At 70.2% G+C, this 18,184-nt stretch carries 12 protein-coding genes and 2 tRNA genes; 6 read left to right on the forward strand and 8 right to left on the reverse strand.

The features are described from left to right. Positions 1-147: 147 nt before the first annotated feature. The 3 genes from DV20_RS15710 to DV20_RS15720 all read left to right on the forward strand — a co-directional run bounded on the left by DV20_RS15710 (position 148) and on the right by DV20_RS15720 (position 4,631). On the forward strand, positions 148-1,737 hold the full coding sequence (locus tag DV20_RS15710; RefSeq protein ID WP_235190852.1) for an alpha-L-arabinofuranosidase B: 1,590 nt from the start codon (positions 148-150) through the stop codon (positions 1,735-1,737). A 100-nt stretch (positions 1,738-1,837) separates the two neighbouring features. Further along, positions 1,838-2,221: a DUF6292 family protein gene (locus DV20_RS15715; protein WP_051736013.1), complete on the forward strand. Its 384-nt coding sequence runs from the start codon at positions 1,838-1,840 to the stop codon at positions 2,219-2,221. A 220-nt stretch (positions 2,222-2,441) separates the two neighbouring features. Beyond that, the gene (locus tag DV20_RS15720; RefSeq protein WP_160169732.1) at positions 2,442-4,631 is read left to right on the forward strand and encodes a helix-turn-helix domain-containing protein; all 2,190 of its coding nucleotides are present in this window, start codon (positions 2,442-2,444) and stop codon (positions 4,629-4,631) included. Between the two features lie 211 nt (positions 4,632-4,842). Here DV20_RS15720 and DV20_RS15725 read toward each other — a convergent pair whose 3' ends face one another. Next, entirely contained in the window at positions 4,843-5,655 is an 813-nt protein-coding gene (locus DV20_RS15725) for a helix-turn-helix domain-containing protein (RefSeq protein ID WP_200876435.1), read from the reverse strand. 228 nt (positions 5,656-5,883) lie between these two features. Here DV20_RS15725 and DV20_RS15730 point away from each other — a divergent pair, with 228 nt between their 5' ends. Both DV20_RS15730 and DV20_RS43115 read left to right on the forward strand, forming a co-directional pair. Continuing rightward, positions 5,884-6,858, forward strand: a complete 975-nt coding sequence (locus DV20_RS15730; protein WP_043780757.1) for an alpha/beta hydrolase family protein — start codon at positions 5,884-5,886, stop codon at positions 6,856-6,858. A 96-nt stretch (positions 6,859-6,954) separates the two neighbouring features. Next, complete coding sequence (locus tag DV20_RS43115; RefSeq protein WP_051736015.1) at positions 6,955-7,476, forward strand: hypothetical protein; 522 nt, start codon at positions 6,955-6,957, stop codon at positions 7,474-7,476. A 94-nt stretch (positions 7,477-7,570) separates the two neighbouring features. Here DV20_RS43115 and DV20_RS15740 read toward each other — a convergent pair. From DV20_RS15740 to DV20_RS15750, 3 genes are all read right to left on the reverse strand, one after another. Then, a tRNA-Glu gene (locus DV20_RS15740) sits at positions 7,571-7,646 on the reverse strand. A 101-nt stretch (positions 7,647-7,747) separates the two neighbouring features. Beyond that, positions 7,748-7,819: transfer RNA gene (locus DV20_RS15745), tRNA-Gln, on the reverse strand. A 49-nt stretch (positions 7,820-7,868) separates the two neighbouring features. Further along, positions 7,869-8,603 (reverse strand): HAD family hydrolase, encoded by a 735-nt coding sequence (locus tag DV20_RS15750; protein ID WP_043781005.1) that lies wholly within the window; start codon positions 8,601-8,603, stop codon positions 7,869-7,871. Positions 8,604-9,114: 511 nt separating this feature from the next. On the opposite strand from DV20_RS15750, the gene DV20_RS15755 reads away from it, so the two are divergent. Then, positions 9,115-10,356 (forward strand): FAD-dependent oxidoreductase, encoded by a 1,242-nt coding sequence (locus tag DV20_RS15755; RefSeq protein ID WP_043781006.1) that lies wholly within the window; start codon positions 9,115-9,117, stop codon positions 10,354-10,356. Here DV20_RS15755 and DV20_RS15760 read toward each other — a convergent pair. From DV20_RS15760 to DV20_RS15775, 4 genes are all read right to left on the reverse strand, one after another. Continuing rightward, entirely contained in the window at positions 10,353-11,123 is a 771-nt protein-coding gene (locus DV20_RS15760; protein ID WP_043780758.1) for a fumarylacetoacetate hydrolase family protein, read from the reverse strand. The two genes, DV20_RS15755 and DV20_RS15760, sit on opposite strands and share 4 nt — an antisense overlap. A 31-nt stretch (positions 11,124-11,154) precedes the next feature. Further along, positions 11,155-12,759, reverse strand: coding sequence for a citramalate synthase (gene cimA, locus DV20_RS15765; protein WP_043780760.1), 1,605 nt, complete (start codon positions 12,757-12,759; stop codon positions 11,155-11,157). A 551-nt stretch (positions 12,760-13,310) separates the two neighbouring features. Further along, positions 13,311-14,348 (reverse strand): 3-isopropylmalate dehydrogenase, encoded by a 1,038-nt coding sequence (locus tag DV20_RS15770; protein WP_043780763.1) that lies wholly within the window; start codon positions 14,346-14,348, stop codon positions 13,311-13,313. Between the two features lie 228 nt (positions 14,349-14,576). After that, on the reverse strand, positions 14,577-17,954 hold the full coding sequence (locus tag DV20_RS15775; RefSeq protein ID WP_043780766.1) for a S8 family serine peptidase: 3,378 nt from the start codon (positions 17,952-17,954) through the stop codon (positions 14,577-14,579). Between the last annotated feature and the right edge of the window lie 230 nt (positions 17,955-18,184).

Consider the following 18,184-nt stretch of genomic DNA (forward strand, 5'->3'; position numbering starts at 1 on the left):
TCCACAGTGGACATGTTCGTCCGGTTCGCCGGAGATTTCCGGATGCGGCGCGGAATGCCGATCGGGAATTCGACGACGTCGGTTGCCAACCGCGGAACTCAGCGTCTAAGCTCATTCCAGCATCAATGTTAGCGTTAACACTCTGCAGTGCCGCAGGGAGGTTTTCATGCTGCTCATCGTCGCCGGTTCACCCTGAGCGTTCGCTCCGCTCCTGATCACGGGCCCGGCCCCCCGGCCCTCACCCCGCGTTCCGGCGGCCCGGTCCATTTTTCTCACCGGTATCCGGAATCGCTCCGCCCTGCGCTTTTCCCGGTCCCCACCTCGAAACGGAGAGCTTTTCATGTTCGGCGCAGCACCACCCGCGCGCTGTACGCGTCCTACAACGGTCTGCTGTACCAGCTGAAGCGGGCATCCGACGGCGCCGTCGCCAACGTCGGGCTGCTGGCCGCCGGCGGGTACGCCAACGCGGCCACGCAGGACACCTTCTGCGCCGGCAGCACCTGCGTCATCAACGTCATCTACGACCAGTCACCGCGCCACAACGACCTCTTCGTCGAACCCGCGGGCACGGCGGGACCGGCGAACTCCGGCGTGCCCGCGGACGCCCTGCCCGTGACGGCGGGCGGCCACGCGGTGTACGGCGCCTCCTTCTCCGGCCGCATGGGCTACCGGCACACCTCGGCCTCGGGAGTCGCCGTGAACGGCCAGGCCGAAGGCATGTACATGGTGACGTCCGGGACGCACGTCAACGACCGGTGCTGCTTCGACTACGGCAACGCCGAGGTGACCATCGCCGACACCGGCAACGGCCACATGGACGCGATCAACTTCGGCACCGAGTGCTGGTTCTCGCCGTGCTTCGGCCAGGGCCCGTGGGTGCAGGCCGACCTGGAGAACGGGCTGTTCCAGTCCGATGCCGGACCGAGCGGGAACAGCGGCTACACCGGCAACACCGCGCCGTTCGTGACCGCGTTGCTGAAGAACAACGGGCAGAACTTTTTCGCCACGAAGGACGGCAACGCCCAGTCCGGCGGCCTCGCCACCCGGTACTCGGGACCGGAGCCGAGCCGGCCGGGGTACTCGCCGATGCACCAGGAGGGTTCGATCGTCCTCGGCACCGGCGGCGACAACAGCAACGGCTCGATCGGGTCGTTCTTCGAAGGCGTGATGACCAGCGGTCTGCCGACCGACGCGGCCGACAACGCCGTGCAGGCCAACGTCGTTTCGGTCGGCTACGGCGGGCCGAGCCCGGTGGCCGGCGGCACGCTGAACCCCGGCTCGACGATCTCCCTGCGCGCCACGACGGCGTGCTGCACCACGCGGTACATCCGGCACCAGTTCGACGACGCCGTCACGTCGGTGGTGAGCTCCGCCAGCTCGGCCCTGGACAAGAGCGACGCTTCCTGGATCGTGCGCCGCGGCCTGGCGAACCCGTCGTGCGTGTCGTTCGAGTCGCGCAACTACCCGGGTGACTTCCTGCGCCACTACAACTACCAGCTGCTGCGTCAGCCGATGGACGGCAGCGCGACCTTCCGCGCCGACGCGACGTTCTGTCCGCAGGCGGGGAAGAACGGCCAGGGCACGTCGTTCGCTTCGTACAACTACCCCGACCGCTTCATCCGCCACTACGACAACACGGTGTACATCGCCGGCAACGGCGGGCCCAACACGTTCGACGCCCCGGCTTCCTGGGCCGACGACGTGAGCTGGGCCGTCAACGCTCCCTGGACGCCGTAACCCGGCCGGGCGGCCCGCGGAACCGTTCCCCCGTGCGGTTCCGCGGGTTTCCCGCCCCACGCGCCCGGGTAGTCACCGGCTGCGAGGAGGAGGGCGGGCCATGACCGACGACGAACCGTCCACGGCCGCGCGGATGCGTGCGGTGGCCGCGGAACTGGGGCTGCAGCCGGAGGACACGCGCTCCCACACCGGCGACTTCGCGGGCGGGCAGATCCGCTTCGCGGGCTTGGCCGGCGAGCGCGAACCGAGCGACTACCTGCTGCGCTGGACGCCCGGCGAAGGCTGGGAGCTCACCGAGGAGGACGGCTCGTCCGGGTCGATGCGGGCCGTCGCCGCTCTGCCGGGTACGCGGCCGTCCGAGGCGGTCGCCGACTTCGTCCTCACCGCCCTGTCCGGCCGCGGGGAACGCCCGGTGCGCCGCTCGGACGAGCCGGGCGTCACCGGCCTCCGGCTCAGCGACCCCGGTAGCCGCGGGAGCGCATGATGAGCCCGTCCCGGACAGTCGTCGCGTAGACCTCGCCGAACCCGAAGGTGCGGCCGGACCCCCGTCTGTTGTGGACGAAGCGCCCCGGCGGACATCCACCCAGACCGCGACCGGCCGTCCGCTGACACACCGTGACGCCTGACCGCCTCGGCCACCCCGTCGGACGCAGTGCGGGTCCGCGCGGACCGGCGATACTCGACGTGGGCGGGAGGGGATGGGCGTGGACGAAAAAGGGACGTTCGGCGGCGAACTGCGACGGCTGCGGCAGGCCGCCGGCCTCTCCTTGGCCGGTCTCGCGGCCCGCGTCCACTACAGCAAGAGCTACCTCAGCAAGATCGAGAACCAGCTGATGCCGCCGAACGCGGCGCTCGCGGAAGTGTGCGAGACCGAACTGGACGCACCCGGTGTCCTGACCGCGCTGCTGCCCGCCGAGCCGTCCCCGCGGCGGCGCCGGACGGCCCTCGATGTCACCCCCTCGGGGCTGCCTCCGGCGACCACTCTGTTCACGGGCCGGGCCGCGGAGCTGCGCGCCATCCGGGAAGCGCTCCGCGGCGAAGCCGAAATCTGCGTCGTCTCCGGGCTCGGCGGTGTCGGCAAGACGGCCCTCGCCGTCCGGTGTGCCCACCGGCTCGAAGGGGAGTTCGCCGACGGGTGCCTGTTCGTCGACCTGCGCGGGCTCGGCGAGCCCGCCGTCTCGCCGTCGGCGGTGCACGACCGGGTGCTGCGGCGCCTCGGCGTCCCGGCGGAGAGCATCCCGGCCGATCCGGAGGACCGCGCCACCGCGTACCGCGCGCACCTGCGTGAGCGCAGCATCCTGCTGGTGCTCGACAACGCCGGCAGCGCGGCCCAGGTCCGGTCGCTCCTGCCCGGCGGGCCGGGCTGCCGGGTCCTGGTCACCAGCCGCTCACGGCTGACCGCGCTCGACGAGGCCACGCACGTCCCGGTCGACGTGCTGCCGCTGCCGGCCGCCGTCGAACTGTTCGCCGTCCTGATCGGTGCGGATACGGCCGGGGAGGACGGCGTCCGGGTCGTGGAGCGGTGCGGCCGGATCCCGCTGGCCATCCGGATCGCGGCCGCGAGGCTGCGCGCCCACCCCGCGTGGGACATCGGTGAGCTCGACCGCCGGCTCGCCGACGAATCCGCCCTGCTCGGCGAACTGGACGACGGTGAACGCAGCCTCGCGGCCACGTTCCGGCTGTCCGTACGGGATCTCGAGCCCGCCGAAGCGCGGCTGTTCGGCCTGCTCGCCCTGCACCCCGGCGCGGGCTTCGACGTCGCGGCGGCGAGTGCGCTCGGCGGGCTGGCGGCCCGGGACGCCGACCGGCTCCTCGAACGGCTCTACAACGCCCACCTCCTCGTCCAGCCGGCCGCGGACCGCTACGGCTTCCACGACCTGGTGCGGGCCTTCGCCGGCACGCTGCCGGAAGCGCGTGCGGACGGCCGCGAAGCACTGCGCAGGCTGTTCGACCACTACCTGTCGACCGCCTCGGCGGCGGACCGGCTGATCACGCCCGGGCGGTTCCAGGTGGCCGGCGGGTCGACGGGCCCAAGCCTCGACGACGCTTCCTCGGCCACGCGGTGGATGCGCGCGGAGCTGCCCGCTCTCGTCGCCCTCACCCAGGTGGACGACCCCGCGCTGGACGTCCACCGCTGGCAACTCGCGTTCACCCTGCGCGGGTACTTCTACCTGGCGAAGGAACTCGACGCGTGGCTCGAGACGCACACGGCCGCCCTGGCGGCCTGCCTGCGGCTGGGCGACCGCCGGGCCGAGGCGCTCACCCGCAACAACCTGGGCATGGGCCTGACCGGAGCCCGGCGGCTGACCGAGGCCGCGGAACAGCACCAAGCGGCCCGCGCGCTGTTCGACGCCTTGGGCGACCGGCACGGCGTCAGCGACTGCCTGGCCAACCTCGCGGCGGTGTTTTCGAGACAGGGCCGGTTCGCGGAGGCGCTCGCGCACCAGCGGCAGGCACTGGAGTACTACTCGGCCGCCGGCCTCACCCGCAACAGCGGCATCACCCTGCGGAGCATGGCCACCGCCCACCTGGCCCTCGGCGAGGTGGGCGAAGCCGTCCGGTGCGCCGAAGAAGCGCTGGATCTCGCCCTCGAACGCGGGCACGACCTGGACATCGCCCAGGCCGCCAACGCACTGGGCGCCGCACGGGAGCGGGCGCAGGACCACGCGAACGCCGAGCCGGCCTGGCGCCGCGCCCTGGCGCACGGCGAGCGGTGCGGCAGCGTGCACGAGCAGGCCACCGCCCAGTGGGGCCTGGGCCGGATGGCGCTGGCAGCCGGCCGGACGACCGAAGCCGGAACGTTGCTGCGCACCGCCCGGGAGCTTTTCGAACTGGTGAAATCCCCCCACGCGGACGCGGTGGCGGAATCGCTCGCCGCACTGCGCCGTTCGTGATGACCGCATCCCCGCCGGTATCATCTCGGTGACCCGGTCACGGCGAAGATCGAAGCGGAGTTGCGCGGCAGGCACCAGCTCTTCCTGCCGGACGACGAGAGCGACGCGGTCCGCCTCGACGGCCAAGGGAAGCGCGCGAACCGGACCCGGCCCACCGGTCAGCGTTCCCATGAGCCCGGCAAGCTGGCAGTCGAGCCAAGACATCGCAGGTCTACCGCACGCTCCTGGCATAGCCACCTGCACTCACGCCGAACTCCCGCCGGAAGTGCCGGTTGAGCTGGCTCTGGTCACAGTAACCAAGCTCGGCGGCGGTCTCTGCCACGGATCGTCCCGCTGCCAGCATGGATTTGGCGCGCGCCAGGCGCAACAGGGTCCGGTAGTGGTGTGGTGGAACCCCGTAAGCCTGCCGGAAGCTCCTGATCAAGTGGCGTTTGCTGCAACCGGCGACTGCCGCGAGGTCGTCGAGCTTGATGTTGGAGTTCAGTTGACTGTGGAGCATCTCCCGTACTTGGCGAAGCGATCGAGGACGAAGTGTCGGACTCGCTGCGCCAAGAGCATCCGCATGCCGGGTGAGCAGGACGTCCAGCAGGCGGATCAGCGACGACTCGAGATCCAGCTCGTCCTCGCCGTGCGCCAAATCCCTGTGCAGCGCCGCGATGCCGTCGAAGAGGCCGCGGTCCGAATAGGTCACCCCGTGAAAGCGCGGCCGGCCTGTGCCGACCGGCATGAGGTCGGCGTCGAGGAACATCAGCTGCACGATGGCCTGGTCGTCAGCGGCGGCTTTGTCCTGTTCGAGGCAGCTCACGACCTCATGGGGCTCGATCACCGTCACCGCGCCGGGGACAGGGGGGCTCTGGGTTCGCCCGAGGTACTGAAAGGGGGGTGCGGAGCCGCCGTGCGTGATCTTGACGGTGTACCCGCCGTTCACAGCGGTCGGGAAGTCACCATCGGCAGCGCGCACAACCAGGCTCTCGACTCCGAACCGTGCTCTTCTGCGACGCCCCTCGGTTGCGGACTCAGCCATGTCACTTTCGCCCTAGTTCGGCTTGTTCGAGGGATCCTACAGTTCCGGGTAGACGCGGGACGAATACCTGACGAGATCTGTGCACCGCCGCGGAGATCGCCGTCCACACCGACCCAGGTGCCGGGCGGCCGTCCCTGTCCCATCAGGCTCGCGGCCACGACCGCCGATTCCATGCCTACCGCCAGTTACGACTGGCGCTGTATCGACACCGATCTCGAAAGGGCTCCGATGAGCAAGCCGTACAGCGACGCCGCCGACATCCCGGTCAACGCGTCGCAACCCGTCCTCGCCTACCACCCGGTCACCCTCGACGTTCCCGGACGGCCCGTGCCGCTGGCGGTCAAGGTGTCGATCCCCGCGACCGGCACCGACCTGCCGCTCATCCTCCTGTCCCACGGGCACGGGCCGGCGAACTTCCTGTCCTCCTACAACGGGTACGGGCCGCTGGCGAACTTCTTCGCCGCCCACGGGTTCGCGGTCATCCAGCCGACCCACCTGGACTCGACGGCCCTCGGTCTGCGCGACACCGACCTCAAGGACGCGCCCCTGTTCTGGCGTGACCGCGCCACCGACATGCACCACATCCTCGACCGCCTCGACGACATCGAGGCCGCCGTACCCGGTCTTGCCGAACGGCGGATCGACCGGGACCGTGTCGGTGCCGTAGGGCACTCCATGGGCGGCAACACCGTCTCCCTCCTCCTCGGAGCCCGGATGCTGGACCCGGAGGACGACCGGCCGAAGGACCTCTCCGACTCTCGTGTCAAGGCGGGAGTGCTCATCGGAGCTCCGGGCATCGGCAACGACGAGCACTTCGCCGAGTGGGCCAAGACGAACTACCCGGTGCTGTATTACACCGACTTCGAGCAGATGACAGGCACCGGCCTGATCATCGTGGGCGATCAGGACCTCAACCCCCACTTCTCCAACCGGCTCAGCTACCGTGCCGACGCCTACTCGGCCAGCCCCGGCGGCAACAAAACCATGGTGACCATGTACGGCGCTGGTCACATCTTCGGTGGCATATCCGGATATGACGCGGCAGAGACGGACGACGAGAACCCCGAGCGCGTGGCGACTCTGCGGGCGCTCGTGTGGGCCTACTTGCGCAGCCAGCTCTACTCGGGCGACCCGTCCTGGAAGGACGCGGTGAATGCTCTGGAGAACGGTGAAGACCCGATGGCCATGGTCGAAACGAGGTAGTTCCGCGAGGTGGGCGGCGGTGCGACGGCCGCCGCCCACCGCACTTCATCGCACCGGGACCTTCCACCCAGCACGGATCGCACAGGAGCAACCGCCATGTGGACCACGTTCGCCGCGACCGTCGGCGGAAGCGCAGCCGGCCTCACCGGCCTCACCTTCATCGTTGTCGCCTTCCGCTTCGACGTCGTCGCCACCTCCCGGGAATACCGCAACCGCGCCGCGCAAACCGTCTCCCTGTTCCTGACCACCACAGTCACCGCGTCGCTGGTCACCCTGCCGCAGCCGACCTGGGCCCTCGGGGTCGAGCTGCTGGTCGCCGCGGCGGCAAGCGCAAGTCTGCTCTCGGTGCTCGACTACGCAGCCCGCCGTGGCACGTCCCGGCATGCGCGGCCCGTCCTCGTCGTCGCGCTCGTCGCGTTCACGGCAGGTATCGCCGCCGCCGGACTGTTCGCCACCCTCGGCTCCACCAACGGAATGGGCTTCTACGCCGCGAGTTCGCTGCTCGGCCTCATGTGGGGCGTCTACGGGACGTGGGTCTTCCTCACGCAGGCGGGCACAGATCGGAGCAACGCGGTAGCCAACGTGCATGACCAGCCCGGCACCGTGCCGGCCGCTTGACCGGCCCCACACAGTGAGGCGGTGCGGGACGGCTGCTGCTACCAAACCAAAAAGCTCGGCTGACCTGGGTCAGCCGAGCTTTGGTGGTCACTGCTGGTACCCCCGATGGGATTCGAACCCACGCTACCGGCGTGAGAGGCCGGCGTCCTAGGCCGCTAGACGACGGGGGCTTAGGATCTTCCCTGGTTTCCCAGGGGCTTTTCGGTTTTTCTTGCTGGAGAGAACCTACCAGAAGCGATTTCCCGCTTCGCAGGGGGGTCACTCTCCGCAGCTGGGGTACCAGGACTCGAACCTAGACTAACTGGACCAGAACCAGTCGTGCTGCCAATTACACCATACCCCAGTGAGGTACCGCTCCGGCTGGCCGGTTCAGCACCGCACGAGGAGAAATACTAGAGCACGCCGTTCCGGACCGTGAACGCGGGGGTGCCACTGCGGCGCTGGGCCGGGACGCCGATCGTCGCGTACTCCGAAACCAGCAGCTCAGGCAGCTCCGCGAGGCCGGTCACCGTGTGGACGCCCTCGGGGGCGCGCTCGCCGATGCGGTCACGGTCGAGCCAGACCGCGCCCAGGCCCGCGTCGCGGGCGCCGATCGCGTCGGTGTCCAGTTTGTCGCCCACGTGGACCGCCTGGGCCGGCGCGCAGCCCAGACCCAGGCACACCGTGTGGAACATCACCGGGTCGGGCTTGGCCACCCCGAGCTCGCCGGCGATGGCGACGTGGTCGAAGAACGGCGCCAGGCCGAGGTCGGCGATCTTCTTCCGCTGGTGACCACCCGAGGCGTTCGTCACCGCGGCCAGCATCAGCCCGGCGGCGCGCAGCCACTCCAGGCAGTCCAGGACGTCGTCGAACAGCTGCCACGAGTGGTCGAGCAGCTCTCTGCGGCGCCGCTCGAACGAGCTCACCTGCTCGGCGTCGGCGAGGATGCCGATCTCGGCGAGGAAGCAGTCGGTGCGCCGCTGGTGCATCGTCGCGTAGTCCAGTTCGCCCGCGACGACGAGGGCGACGTGCTCTTCGGTGATGAGGTCCCACAGCGGCCACAGGTCACCCCGGCCGGTGAGGATGTGGAGGCTCCGGCGGATCGCGGCGGTGCAGTCGATGAGCGTGTCGTCGATGTCCAGGCACACCAGCCGGAGCTCGGGCGGCGCCCAGGGCTCGGACGCCGCCGCGGCGGGCGAAGCGGTTCGCGAAGGGGTCCGGGGTGCCAGGGCGAAATCCACCCAGTGAGGCTAGGGCAACCGCCGCGTTCGCGACGCTGCCAAAGAGGTGATTGCCGCTCCTCTGTTCCGGCGCACCGGCTCTACTCCCAGTTGGCGAACCGTCCCCGATCGGTTATCCGGCCGCACGGGCCGCCGACGCCGGCTCCACCGCCGAGGAAATCGATTCCTCGGCGAAACCCCTTGTCCCGCTTGGAAATCCGCTCCGTCCACACGGGCACCTCCCCATACCGCCGCCGGAGCCACGCGAAGCCGGAACACCTTCGACCGACTGTCGCGTTTGGACGGTACTCGGCAACCGGCTCGCGGCGACGTGACCGTCGCCCGATCAGCGTATCTCCGGTCGCACCCCTTGACGCGGATGCCGGACGGGTGCATCCTCAGGTTATTCAACACGCGATGAATAAGGGAGATGGTCGAGATGACCGAGCGCACGACCTGCGTCGTCATCGGTGGCGGGCCGGCCGGGATGGTCACGGGGCTGCTGCTGGCCCGGGCCGGCGTCGAGGTGACGGTGCTGGAGAAGCACGCCGATTTCCTGCGGGACTTCCGCGGGGACACGGTCCACCCGTCGACGCTGACGCTGCTCGACGAGCTGGGCCTCGGCGAGAAGTTCCACGCGCTGCCGCACAGCGAGCTGCACTCGGCCGGGTTCCCGCAGGAAAACGGCGAGATGATGAAGCTGGCCGACTTCACCCGGCTGAAGGTGGCGCACCCGTACATCGCGATGGTGCCGCAGTGGGACTTCCTCGACCTGCTCGCCGAAAGCGCCCGCAAGGAGCCGACGTTCGTCCAGCGGATGGAGACCGAGTGCACCGGCCTGGTCCGCGAGCACGGCCGGGTCGCGGGCATCACCTACCGCACGAGCGCGGGCGAGACCGGCGAAATCCGCGCCGACCTGGTGATCGCCGCCGACGGCCGGTGGTCGCTGGCCCGCCGGGAGGCCGGCCTGGTGCCGCGGGAGTACGACTGCCCGTTCGACGTCTGGTGGTTCCGGCTCTCGCGCCGCGAGAGCGAGGAGGGCGCCATGCTGCTGCCGAAGATGCGGGACCGCCGGTTCGCCGTGCCGCTCCCCCGCCCCGGCTTCTTCCAGATCGCCTACCTCAGCCCGAAGGGTGCCGACCTGGGCGCGAAGGGCATCGAGGACTTCCGCCACAACGTCACGCAGATCCTGCCCGAGTTCGCCGACCGCGTGCACGAGCTCGAGTCGATGGACGACGTCAAGATGCTCGACGTGCGGCTCAACCTGCTGCGCAAGTGGCACGTCGACGGCCTGCTCTGCATCGGCGACGCGGCGCACGCGATGTCGCCGATCGGCGGGGTCGGGATCAACCTGGCGGTGCAGGACGCGGTCGCGGCGGCGACGCTGCTGGCCGAGCCGCTGCTGCGGGGCCGCCCGTCGGAGGCGGACCTGGCGAAGGTGCGTGCGCGCCGGCTGGCGCCGACGATGCTGGTGCAGGGCCTGCAGCGACTGCTGCACCGGACCGTGATGCGCGCGGTGATGGCGGGCAGGCGCAACGGCCCGCCGGCGCCGATGATCAAGCTGTTCGCGCGGTTCCCGCGGCTGTCGTACTTCCCGGCCCGGCTCCTCGGCCTGGGGCTGCGGCCGGAGCACGCTCCGGCGTTCGCCCGGCGGCCGATGGAGCCGGCGGCGCGGGGTTAGACGTCTTCGACCGGGTTGGTCAGGGTGCCGATGCCCTCGATGGTGATCGAGACGCTCTGGCCGCCCTCGATCGGGCCGACCCCTTCGGGGGTGCCGGTGAGGATGATGTCGCCGGGCAGGAGCGTCATGACGCCGGAGACGAACTCGACCAGCTCGGGGATCTTGTGGACGAGGTCGGACGTGCGGCCGTCCTGCTTGAGCTCGCCGTCGACCTCGGCCCGGAGCGACAGGTCGGACGCGTCGACCGACGTCTCGATCCACGGGCCGATCGGGCAGAAGGTGTCGAAGCCCTTGGCGCGGCCCCACTGGCCGTCGGACTTCTGCAGGTCACGGGCGCTGACGTCGTTGGCGATCGTGTAGCCGAGGACGACGCTCGCGGCGCGGGCGGCGGGCACGTTCTTCACCGGCTGCCCGATGACGATCGCCAGCTCGCCTTCGAAGTCGACGCGGCCGATGCCGGACGGCCGCCGGATGGCCGCGTTCGGCCCGATGACCGTCGTCGACGGCTTGATGAACAGCATCGGCTCGCTGGGCACGTCGTTGCCGAACTCGGCCGCGTGCTTGGCGTAGTTGCGGCCGACGGCGATCACCTTGGACGGCAGGATCGGCGCGAGCAGCCGGACGTCGGCCAGCGGCCACCGCTTTCCGGTGAAGTTCGGCTGGCCGAAGGGGTGTTCGGCGATTTCGAGGACCTGGGCGTCGTCACCGTCGCCTTCGATCGAGGCGAACGCGACACCACCGGGATGAGCAATTCGGGCTAGGCGCACGTAGCCAGTCTACGTGCGCCCCTCCCGTGCTCTAGGCCACGGTGGTGCTCTTGTGCACGAGCGCGTCGCACAGGGCCAGCCAGCTGGCCTCGACGATGTTGCCGTGCACGCCGACCGTGGTCCACTCGCGTTCCCCGTCGGTGCTCTCGACCAGCACGCGCGTCACCGCGTCGGTGCCGGGGTTGCCCTGGAGGATGCGCACCTTGTAGTCGGCCAGCTCCACACTGTCCAACCAGGACAGGTGCGGCGACAGTGCCTCCCGCAGGGCGGCGTCGAGGGCGTGCACCGGCCCGATGCCCTCGGCGGTGGCGATGACGCGCCGGCCGCCGACGTGCACCTTGACCGTCGCCTCGGCCATGACCTCCCCGTCCGGGCGGTGGTCGAGCACCACCCGGTAGGACTCGAGCGCGAACGGCGCCTCCGCCGGGTCGTCGGCCTCCTGGCGCAGCAGGAGCTCCAGGGAGGCGTCGGCGGCCTCGAAGGACCAGCCTTCGGCTTCGAGCCGCTTGACCTTGGTGATGGCGCTCGTCAGCGCTTCGGGCCGGCCGGCAAGGTCGACCCCGAGCTCACGTCCCTTGAGCTCGAGGCTGGCCCTGCCGGCCATCTCGGTGACCAGTACCCGCATGTCATTGCCGACGGAAGACGGATCGATGTGGTTGTACAGCAACGGATCCACCTTGATCGCGCTCGCGTGCAGTCCTGCCTTGTGGGCAAAAGCCGACGCCCCTACGTAGGCCTGGTGGGTGTAGGGGGCGAGGTTCGCGATTTCGGCAAGGGCATGGGAGACCCGGGTGAGCTCGGCGGCGCCTCCGGTCGGGAGGACGTCGAGGCCGAGCTTGGTCACCAGGTTTCCCGTCACGGCGAAGAGGTCGGCGTTGCCGGCCCGCTCCCCGTAACCGTTGGCGGTGCACTGGACGTGCGTCACGCCGGCCTGCACCGCGGCGACGGAGTTCGCCACGGCGCAGGAAGTGTCGTCCTGACAGTGGATCCCGAGCCGGAACCCGGTCTTTTCCTTGACGCTCCGGACGGTCTCGGCCAGCCCGAGCGGCAGCTGGCCGCCGTTGGTGTCACAGAGCACGAGGACATCGGCACCCGCGTGGGCGGCGGCGTCGAGGACCCGGAGCGAAGTTTCGGGGGAATACGCGTAACCGTCGAAGAAGTGCTCGGCGTCGAGGAAAACGCGCCGGCCCTCCTTGGTCAGGAATTCGACGGTGTCTTTCACCATCGCACAGGCTTCGTCGACATCGACGCGCAGAGCGCGTTCGATGTGCCGCAGATCGGATTTCGCGACGAGGGTGATGACGGGTGCTTCGCTGTCGAGCAGGGCCCGGACCTGCGGATCGGCGTCGGCGGTGGCGCCGGCCTTGCGGGTGGCCCCGAAAGCGACGAGCGCCGCGTGTTTCAGCTTGAGCTCGCCTTTCGCGGCGCGGGCGAAGAATTCGGTGTCCTTGGGGAGCGCCCCGGGCCAGCCCCCTTCGATGAACCCGACCCCCAGCTCGTCCAGCAGCCGCGCGACGGCGAGCTTGTCCTGGACGGAGTAGGAGATGCCCTCCCGCTGCGCACCGTCGCGGAGGGTGGTGTCGTAGAGGTGGAAGGCGTCGCCGAGCGGGGTATCGGCGGGCTCCTTGCGGGTCACGGTCTTCTCCTAGCGTTTCCGAGGCAACAAAAAAACCTCCCGCATGGGTGCGAGAGGTTGCGCGCCGGGGGCTCTTGTGGAGCTATCGTCCGGCGCGCTCGTCGATAATGATGGCGAAGTTGGTCACGGTCGCATCATGCCACAGGCGTTCTGGGGAAGTCCACAAACTGGGTCAAGCTCCCACCATCCGGGAATCGGTCGTGGCCTTTCCGGTGATTCCTGATCAAGGATCTGCATCCGGCGCCCCCACCAGACATGCCCCACCGCACCCTGGGGGCTGACCCCGGTCCAGTCTATCGGCGACCACCGACGAAACCGGCCGCAAAGCCGTCCGGCGGCCGGCTTGCCCACAGCACGGTCATCTTGTGGACAAGTGGGCCGCACGGCCGACGGCACTGCCGTGAACGACCCATCCAGGGCGCCAGAGGCCCTGAACGACTCATTCAGGACACCGAAGGTACGAGTCATTCACGAGCCCCGCCCGGCGACAAAGCAACACGGCGCGAAAAAGCCCCGCACCCCCAAGGAGGGCGCGGGGCTTTCCCGAAGAATCAAGCAGTACGCACGTTCGACGAAACCAGCGCCGCCAGCCGGTCACCGATGGCCTGGGTGGCGCCCGGCGAAGCCTGGTCCCGCGTCGCCAGGTCGAACGCCACGGACGCCTCGATCCGCCGGGCCGCTTCCTTCTGGCCCAGGTGGTCCAGCAGCAGCGCCACCGACAGCACCGCGGCCGTCGGGTCCGCCAGCCCCTGGCCCGCGATGTCCGGCGCCGAACCGTGCACCGGCTCGAACATGCTCGGGTTGCGGCGGGTCATGTCCAGGTTGCCGCTCGCCGCCAGGCCGATGCCGCCCGTCACCGCGGCCGCGAGGTCGGTGATGATGTCGCCGAACAGGTTGTCCGTCACGATCACGTCGAACCGGGACGGGTCCGTCACCAGGTGGATGGTCGCCGCGTCCACGTGGGAGTACGCGACCGTCACGTCCGGGTGCTCGAGCGAGACCTCTTCGACGATCCGCGACCACAGCGACCCGGCGAACGAAAGCACGTTCGTCTTGTGCACCAGCGTCAGGTGCTTGCGCGGCCGGGCCTCGGCGCGGTTGAACGCGTCCGCGACCACGCGCCGGACGCCGAACGCCGTGTTGACGCTGACCTCTGTCGCGATCTCGTGTTCGGTGTCTTTGCGGATCAGGCCGCCGGTGCCCGCGTACGGGCCTTCGGTGCCTTCGCGCACGACGACCATGTCGACGTCGCCCGCGTCGGCCAGCGGTCCCCGGACGCCCGGGTACAGCCGCGCCGGGCGCAGGTTGACGTGGTGGTCCATCTCGAACCGCAGGCGCAGCAGCAGGCCGCGCTCGAGGATGCCGCTCGGCACCGTCGGGTCGCCGACCGCGCCCAGCAGGATCGCGTCGTGCTGGCGGAGCTCGCCGAGGACCGACTCGGGGAGCAGCTCGCCGGTCGAGTGCCACCGAGCCGCGCCGAGGTCGTAGTTCGTGATCTCCGCCGTCGGTGCTACTTCGCCGAGCACCTTCAACGCCTCGGAGACCACCTCGGGCCCGATCCCGTCTCCTGGGATCACCGCGAGCCGCATCCACACACCTCCGTCGACCGGACCACCGGCCGCACCGATGGCCCACCGCAACAAAACGCCAGCAGCCGGAAGGTTACCGGCCGTAGACAATCCGCCGTAGCCGCACCACCCTTATGCCGCATCCTCCCACGGGGTGAGACACCCAATCGGGTGAACGTGAGCGGGGCGCCCCCGGCGGAAATCCGCCGGAGACGCCCCTGGTCCTGCAGAAATCGATCTTGCGCCCGCCTAGCGGCGACCAGCCCCGATCGGCTGACGCTCGTTCCCCGGCCGGGCGCCCTGCGCGGTGTCCACCTTCACCACGTTCGCCCGGTTGCCCGCCGCGTTGTGGTGTTCGATGGCCAGCAGCCCGAGGGCGTTGTCGGCCGCGGCCGAAGCCGCGTTCCGCGTCACGACCAGCGCCGTACCCGGCTTGGCGACATAGCCCAGCGCGGCGTCGCCGCCGCCCTGCACCGCGTAGCCCGGCGCGAGCGCGTCGAACGAAAGCGGCGTGCCGACGTAGTCGATCAGGCCGTTGGTCGTGCCCGGCGCGACGTAGAAGCCGCTGACCCCCACCGTGTAGGAGATGCGGTGGCTGTCGGCGCTCGCGTCGATGCCCAGCGCGGCCAGCGAAACCGGCAGCGTGAGCACGTTCGTGTCGAACACGTTGGTGTCCACGTCGCCGAGCTGGCCGTTGACCGCCTGGACGTCGACGGTCGGGAAGCCCGGGGTCAGCGCGACCGTGTTGGCCAGGAGCACGTCGGTCGACGTCGCCTTGGTCACGTAGGTCTCGAAGTCCGGCTGCCCGTCCCCGGTCGTGTCGATGTCGACGAACGGCGAGGTGTTGCTGCCGATGTTCGCCCAGTCGCCCCAGGTGGACAGGCCGAACGCGAGGATCGCGTTCTCCGGCTCGCCCTGGGCCTTCGCCAGCGGAGCGGTCGAAGCCGCGCCGATGTAGCGGAGGTCGCCGCCCTTGGCCGTCTTGTTCAGCGTGCAGTCGGTGACCACGTCCGCGTCGCACTCGGGCAGCTGCGGGGACTCCGCCTGCAGCTCGAGCACGCTGATCAGCGAGCGGTAGCGCTGCGCGCCGGTCCCCTGGTCGACGCCCTTGCCGGTCAGGTTCAGCACGGCCTGGGTGGCGTCCGGGGCGAACTTCACCGACGGCGGCGTCGAAATCGTCGACACCGGCTTCGGCGCGGAGTAGACCGACACCCGCAGCGGCACCTTGGCCCCGCTGACCGGCGTGAAGGCGACGCGCCCGGAGGCGTCCGCGACGAACTGCCGGGCCAGGCCGGCCTGGGTGGCCTGCATGGTCGGGTCCATGACCTTGCGCAGCGCCTTCGGGTCGGTGATCTTCAGCGTCACCTTGACCTTGGCGGTGCCGCGCGGGGTCAGCTTGACCGCCGGCTTGTCCACTGTGTACTCGACGCCCGGCAGCGCGGTGACCGCCTGGTAGGCGACGGAGTACTCGGCGGGCGTGACGCCCTTGTTGACGAGCTTGATCGTCTTCGACAGCGTCACCGGACCGGCCGCCTCGACCGTGCCGAAGCTGACGCTCACCGCGCCCGGGTCGTCGACGACGTAGGCGAGCACCTGGTTGTCCAGCGCCGCCTTCGCGTCGATCCGGCCGCTGCCGACGCGCTGCGGCGCGTAGGTGTGGCCCGCGCCGTCGGAGAGGTCGTGGCCGGCGGTGTCGATGACCGACGCCTTGACCTCCTCGACCGACCAGTCGGGGTGCGACTGGCGGATCAGCGCGGTGATGCCCGCGGTGTGCGGGGCGGCCATCGACGTGCCCGAGAGCACGGTCCGGCCGTTGCCGCTGCCGCGGAACGCCGAGGTGATCGTGTCACCGGGGGCGGCGACGTCCGGCTTGACGGCCGGACCGCGGGTGCCGCGCGAGGTGAACGAGCTCGGGGTGTCCACGATCGTCTTGTCGTAGGTCTGGATCGAGGCGCGGCCGGCGCCGTAGAGCCGGACCTGCAGCGTGCCCGCGGTCAGCGCCGCGCGCAGCGTCTTCGTCGCGGACCCGGTGAACTGGAACATCGGGATCGCCGCGTTGCCCGCGATACCCGCGCTGAAGTGCTCCAAAGTGGACGAGAGCAGCGCGCCCTTGGCCCCGGCGGCCTGCGCGTTGTTGGCACGGGCGGCCGAACCGCAGGCGCGGGTCGAGTCGTTGTCGTCCCACTCCAGGAACACGAACTTGCCGGCGGCCTTCGCCTTGTCCTCGGCCGAGTACGGCGCGCAGCCCGCGGCGTTCGCCGCCGAGAGGGCCACGACCGGCACGGTCAGGTTCAGGGTGTCGTAGCCGGTGTAGTTCTGGCTGTACTGGCCGGTCTTCTGGCCCGCGGCGGTCGAGGGGGCCTTGACCTCGGCGGCGTCGCGGAGGATGCCCGCGTCACGCGTGCTGGCGACGGTGAGCGCCTCCGGGGTGTTCCCCGGGGAGCCGGCGACGTCGTTGATGTCGCCGCCGTTGCCCGCGGAAATGACCGGCAGCACGTTGTTCGCGGCGAGCTTGCGCACGAACAGCGAGTCCGGGTCGTCGGGGGCGCCGAAGTCGGAGCCGAGCGAGAGGTTGACGACGTCGAGGTGGTCGGTGAAGTCGCCGTCGCCGTCCGGGTCGAGCGCCCAGTCCAGTGCCTGCGAGGTGACGTTCGTCGAGCCGGCGCAGCCGAACACCTTGATCGCGTAGAGCAGCGACTTCGGCGCCGTGCCCGGCCCGATCCGCATCGCGTCGACCTTCTTGGCGTCCAGCTTCTTGTAGTCGCCCTTGAAGGTCTTGCCGTCCGCGGTGACGCCGAAGCCGCCGATGGTGCCGGCGACGTGCGTGCCGTGCTCGCCGCAGGCCAGCGGGTTCGGGTCCGGCTTCGGGGTGGTCTTGCCCGCCGTGGCGGCGTCGTAGTCGTCGCCGACCAGGTCGGTGCCGCCGACGACCTTGGCGCTCGGGAAGAGCGGGGTCGGCTGAGTGCTGTCGATGCTCTTGTAGGCGGCCTGCGTGCCGGGGCCGCCGAAGTCGGCGTGGGTGTAGTCGATGCCGTCGTCGATGACGCCGACGCGGACGCCGTCGCCGAACTTGCCGGTCTGCTGCCACGCGGTGAGCGTGTTGGTCAGCTGCGCGGCGCTGGCGTTGGTGCGGGTCTTCGGCACAACCGTGCGCACCGCGATGACGTCCGCCCGCTTCGCGACCTCGCGCAGCTTCGCGGCGTCGGCGGTGACGACCACGCCGGGAACGGCGTTGGCGGTCTGGGTGACGACCTGCGGTTTGGCGTCGGCCGCCCGCAGCTGCCCGAGGACGGAGTCCACGGCGGCGGCGGTGTCGGCCTTGGCGGCGCGGGCGGCCCGCTTCGCCTGCTCCTTGCCCTGCGGCTGCGTGGCGGTGAACGCGTCGACGGCCGGCTTCTTGGCCAGTTCGACGAACGCGGTGACCCGGCCCTGCGCGGCCCCCAGGCGCGGCGACAGCTTCCCCTGCAGCTTCGCGTCGTCGATCTTGGCGGGTGCGACGCCGTCCGCGAGCTGGGCGCCCTGTGTCTGATCAGGACTTGCGCTCGCGACCGGCGCCCCGAGCGCGGCCGCCAGAACGACGGCGAAGGCCGCCGTCGTGGCGCGCGCGGGGAGGCGGGATCTGCTCATGAGTCGGCCCCTTACCCGAGGTCTGGACCCGAACCTGCCTGCCGCTCCTGACACCCCCGACGGTGAAGCGCGGCACAGCGTCGTGCCCTCGACGACGCGTGGTTCAACCTCGCGCAGAGAACCTAATCCCCCAAAACACCTACTTACGTAGGCAAAGGACTCCGTTATGTAGTTGTGATTGCGCACGAGGGCCCCCTGCCGGGTGACAGGGGGCCCTCGAAAGAGTTACG

The organism is Amycolatopsis rifamycinica, from assembly GCF_000695625.1.
Classification (GTDB): domain Bacteria; phylum Actinomycetota; class Actinomycetes; order Mycobacteriales; family Pseudonocardiaceae; genus Amycolatopsis; species Amycolatopsis rifamycinica.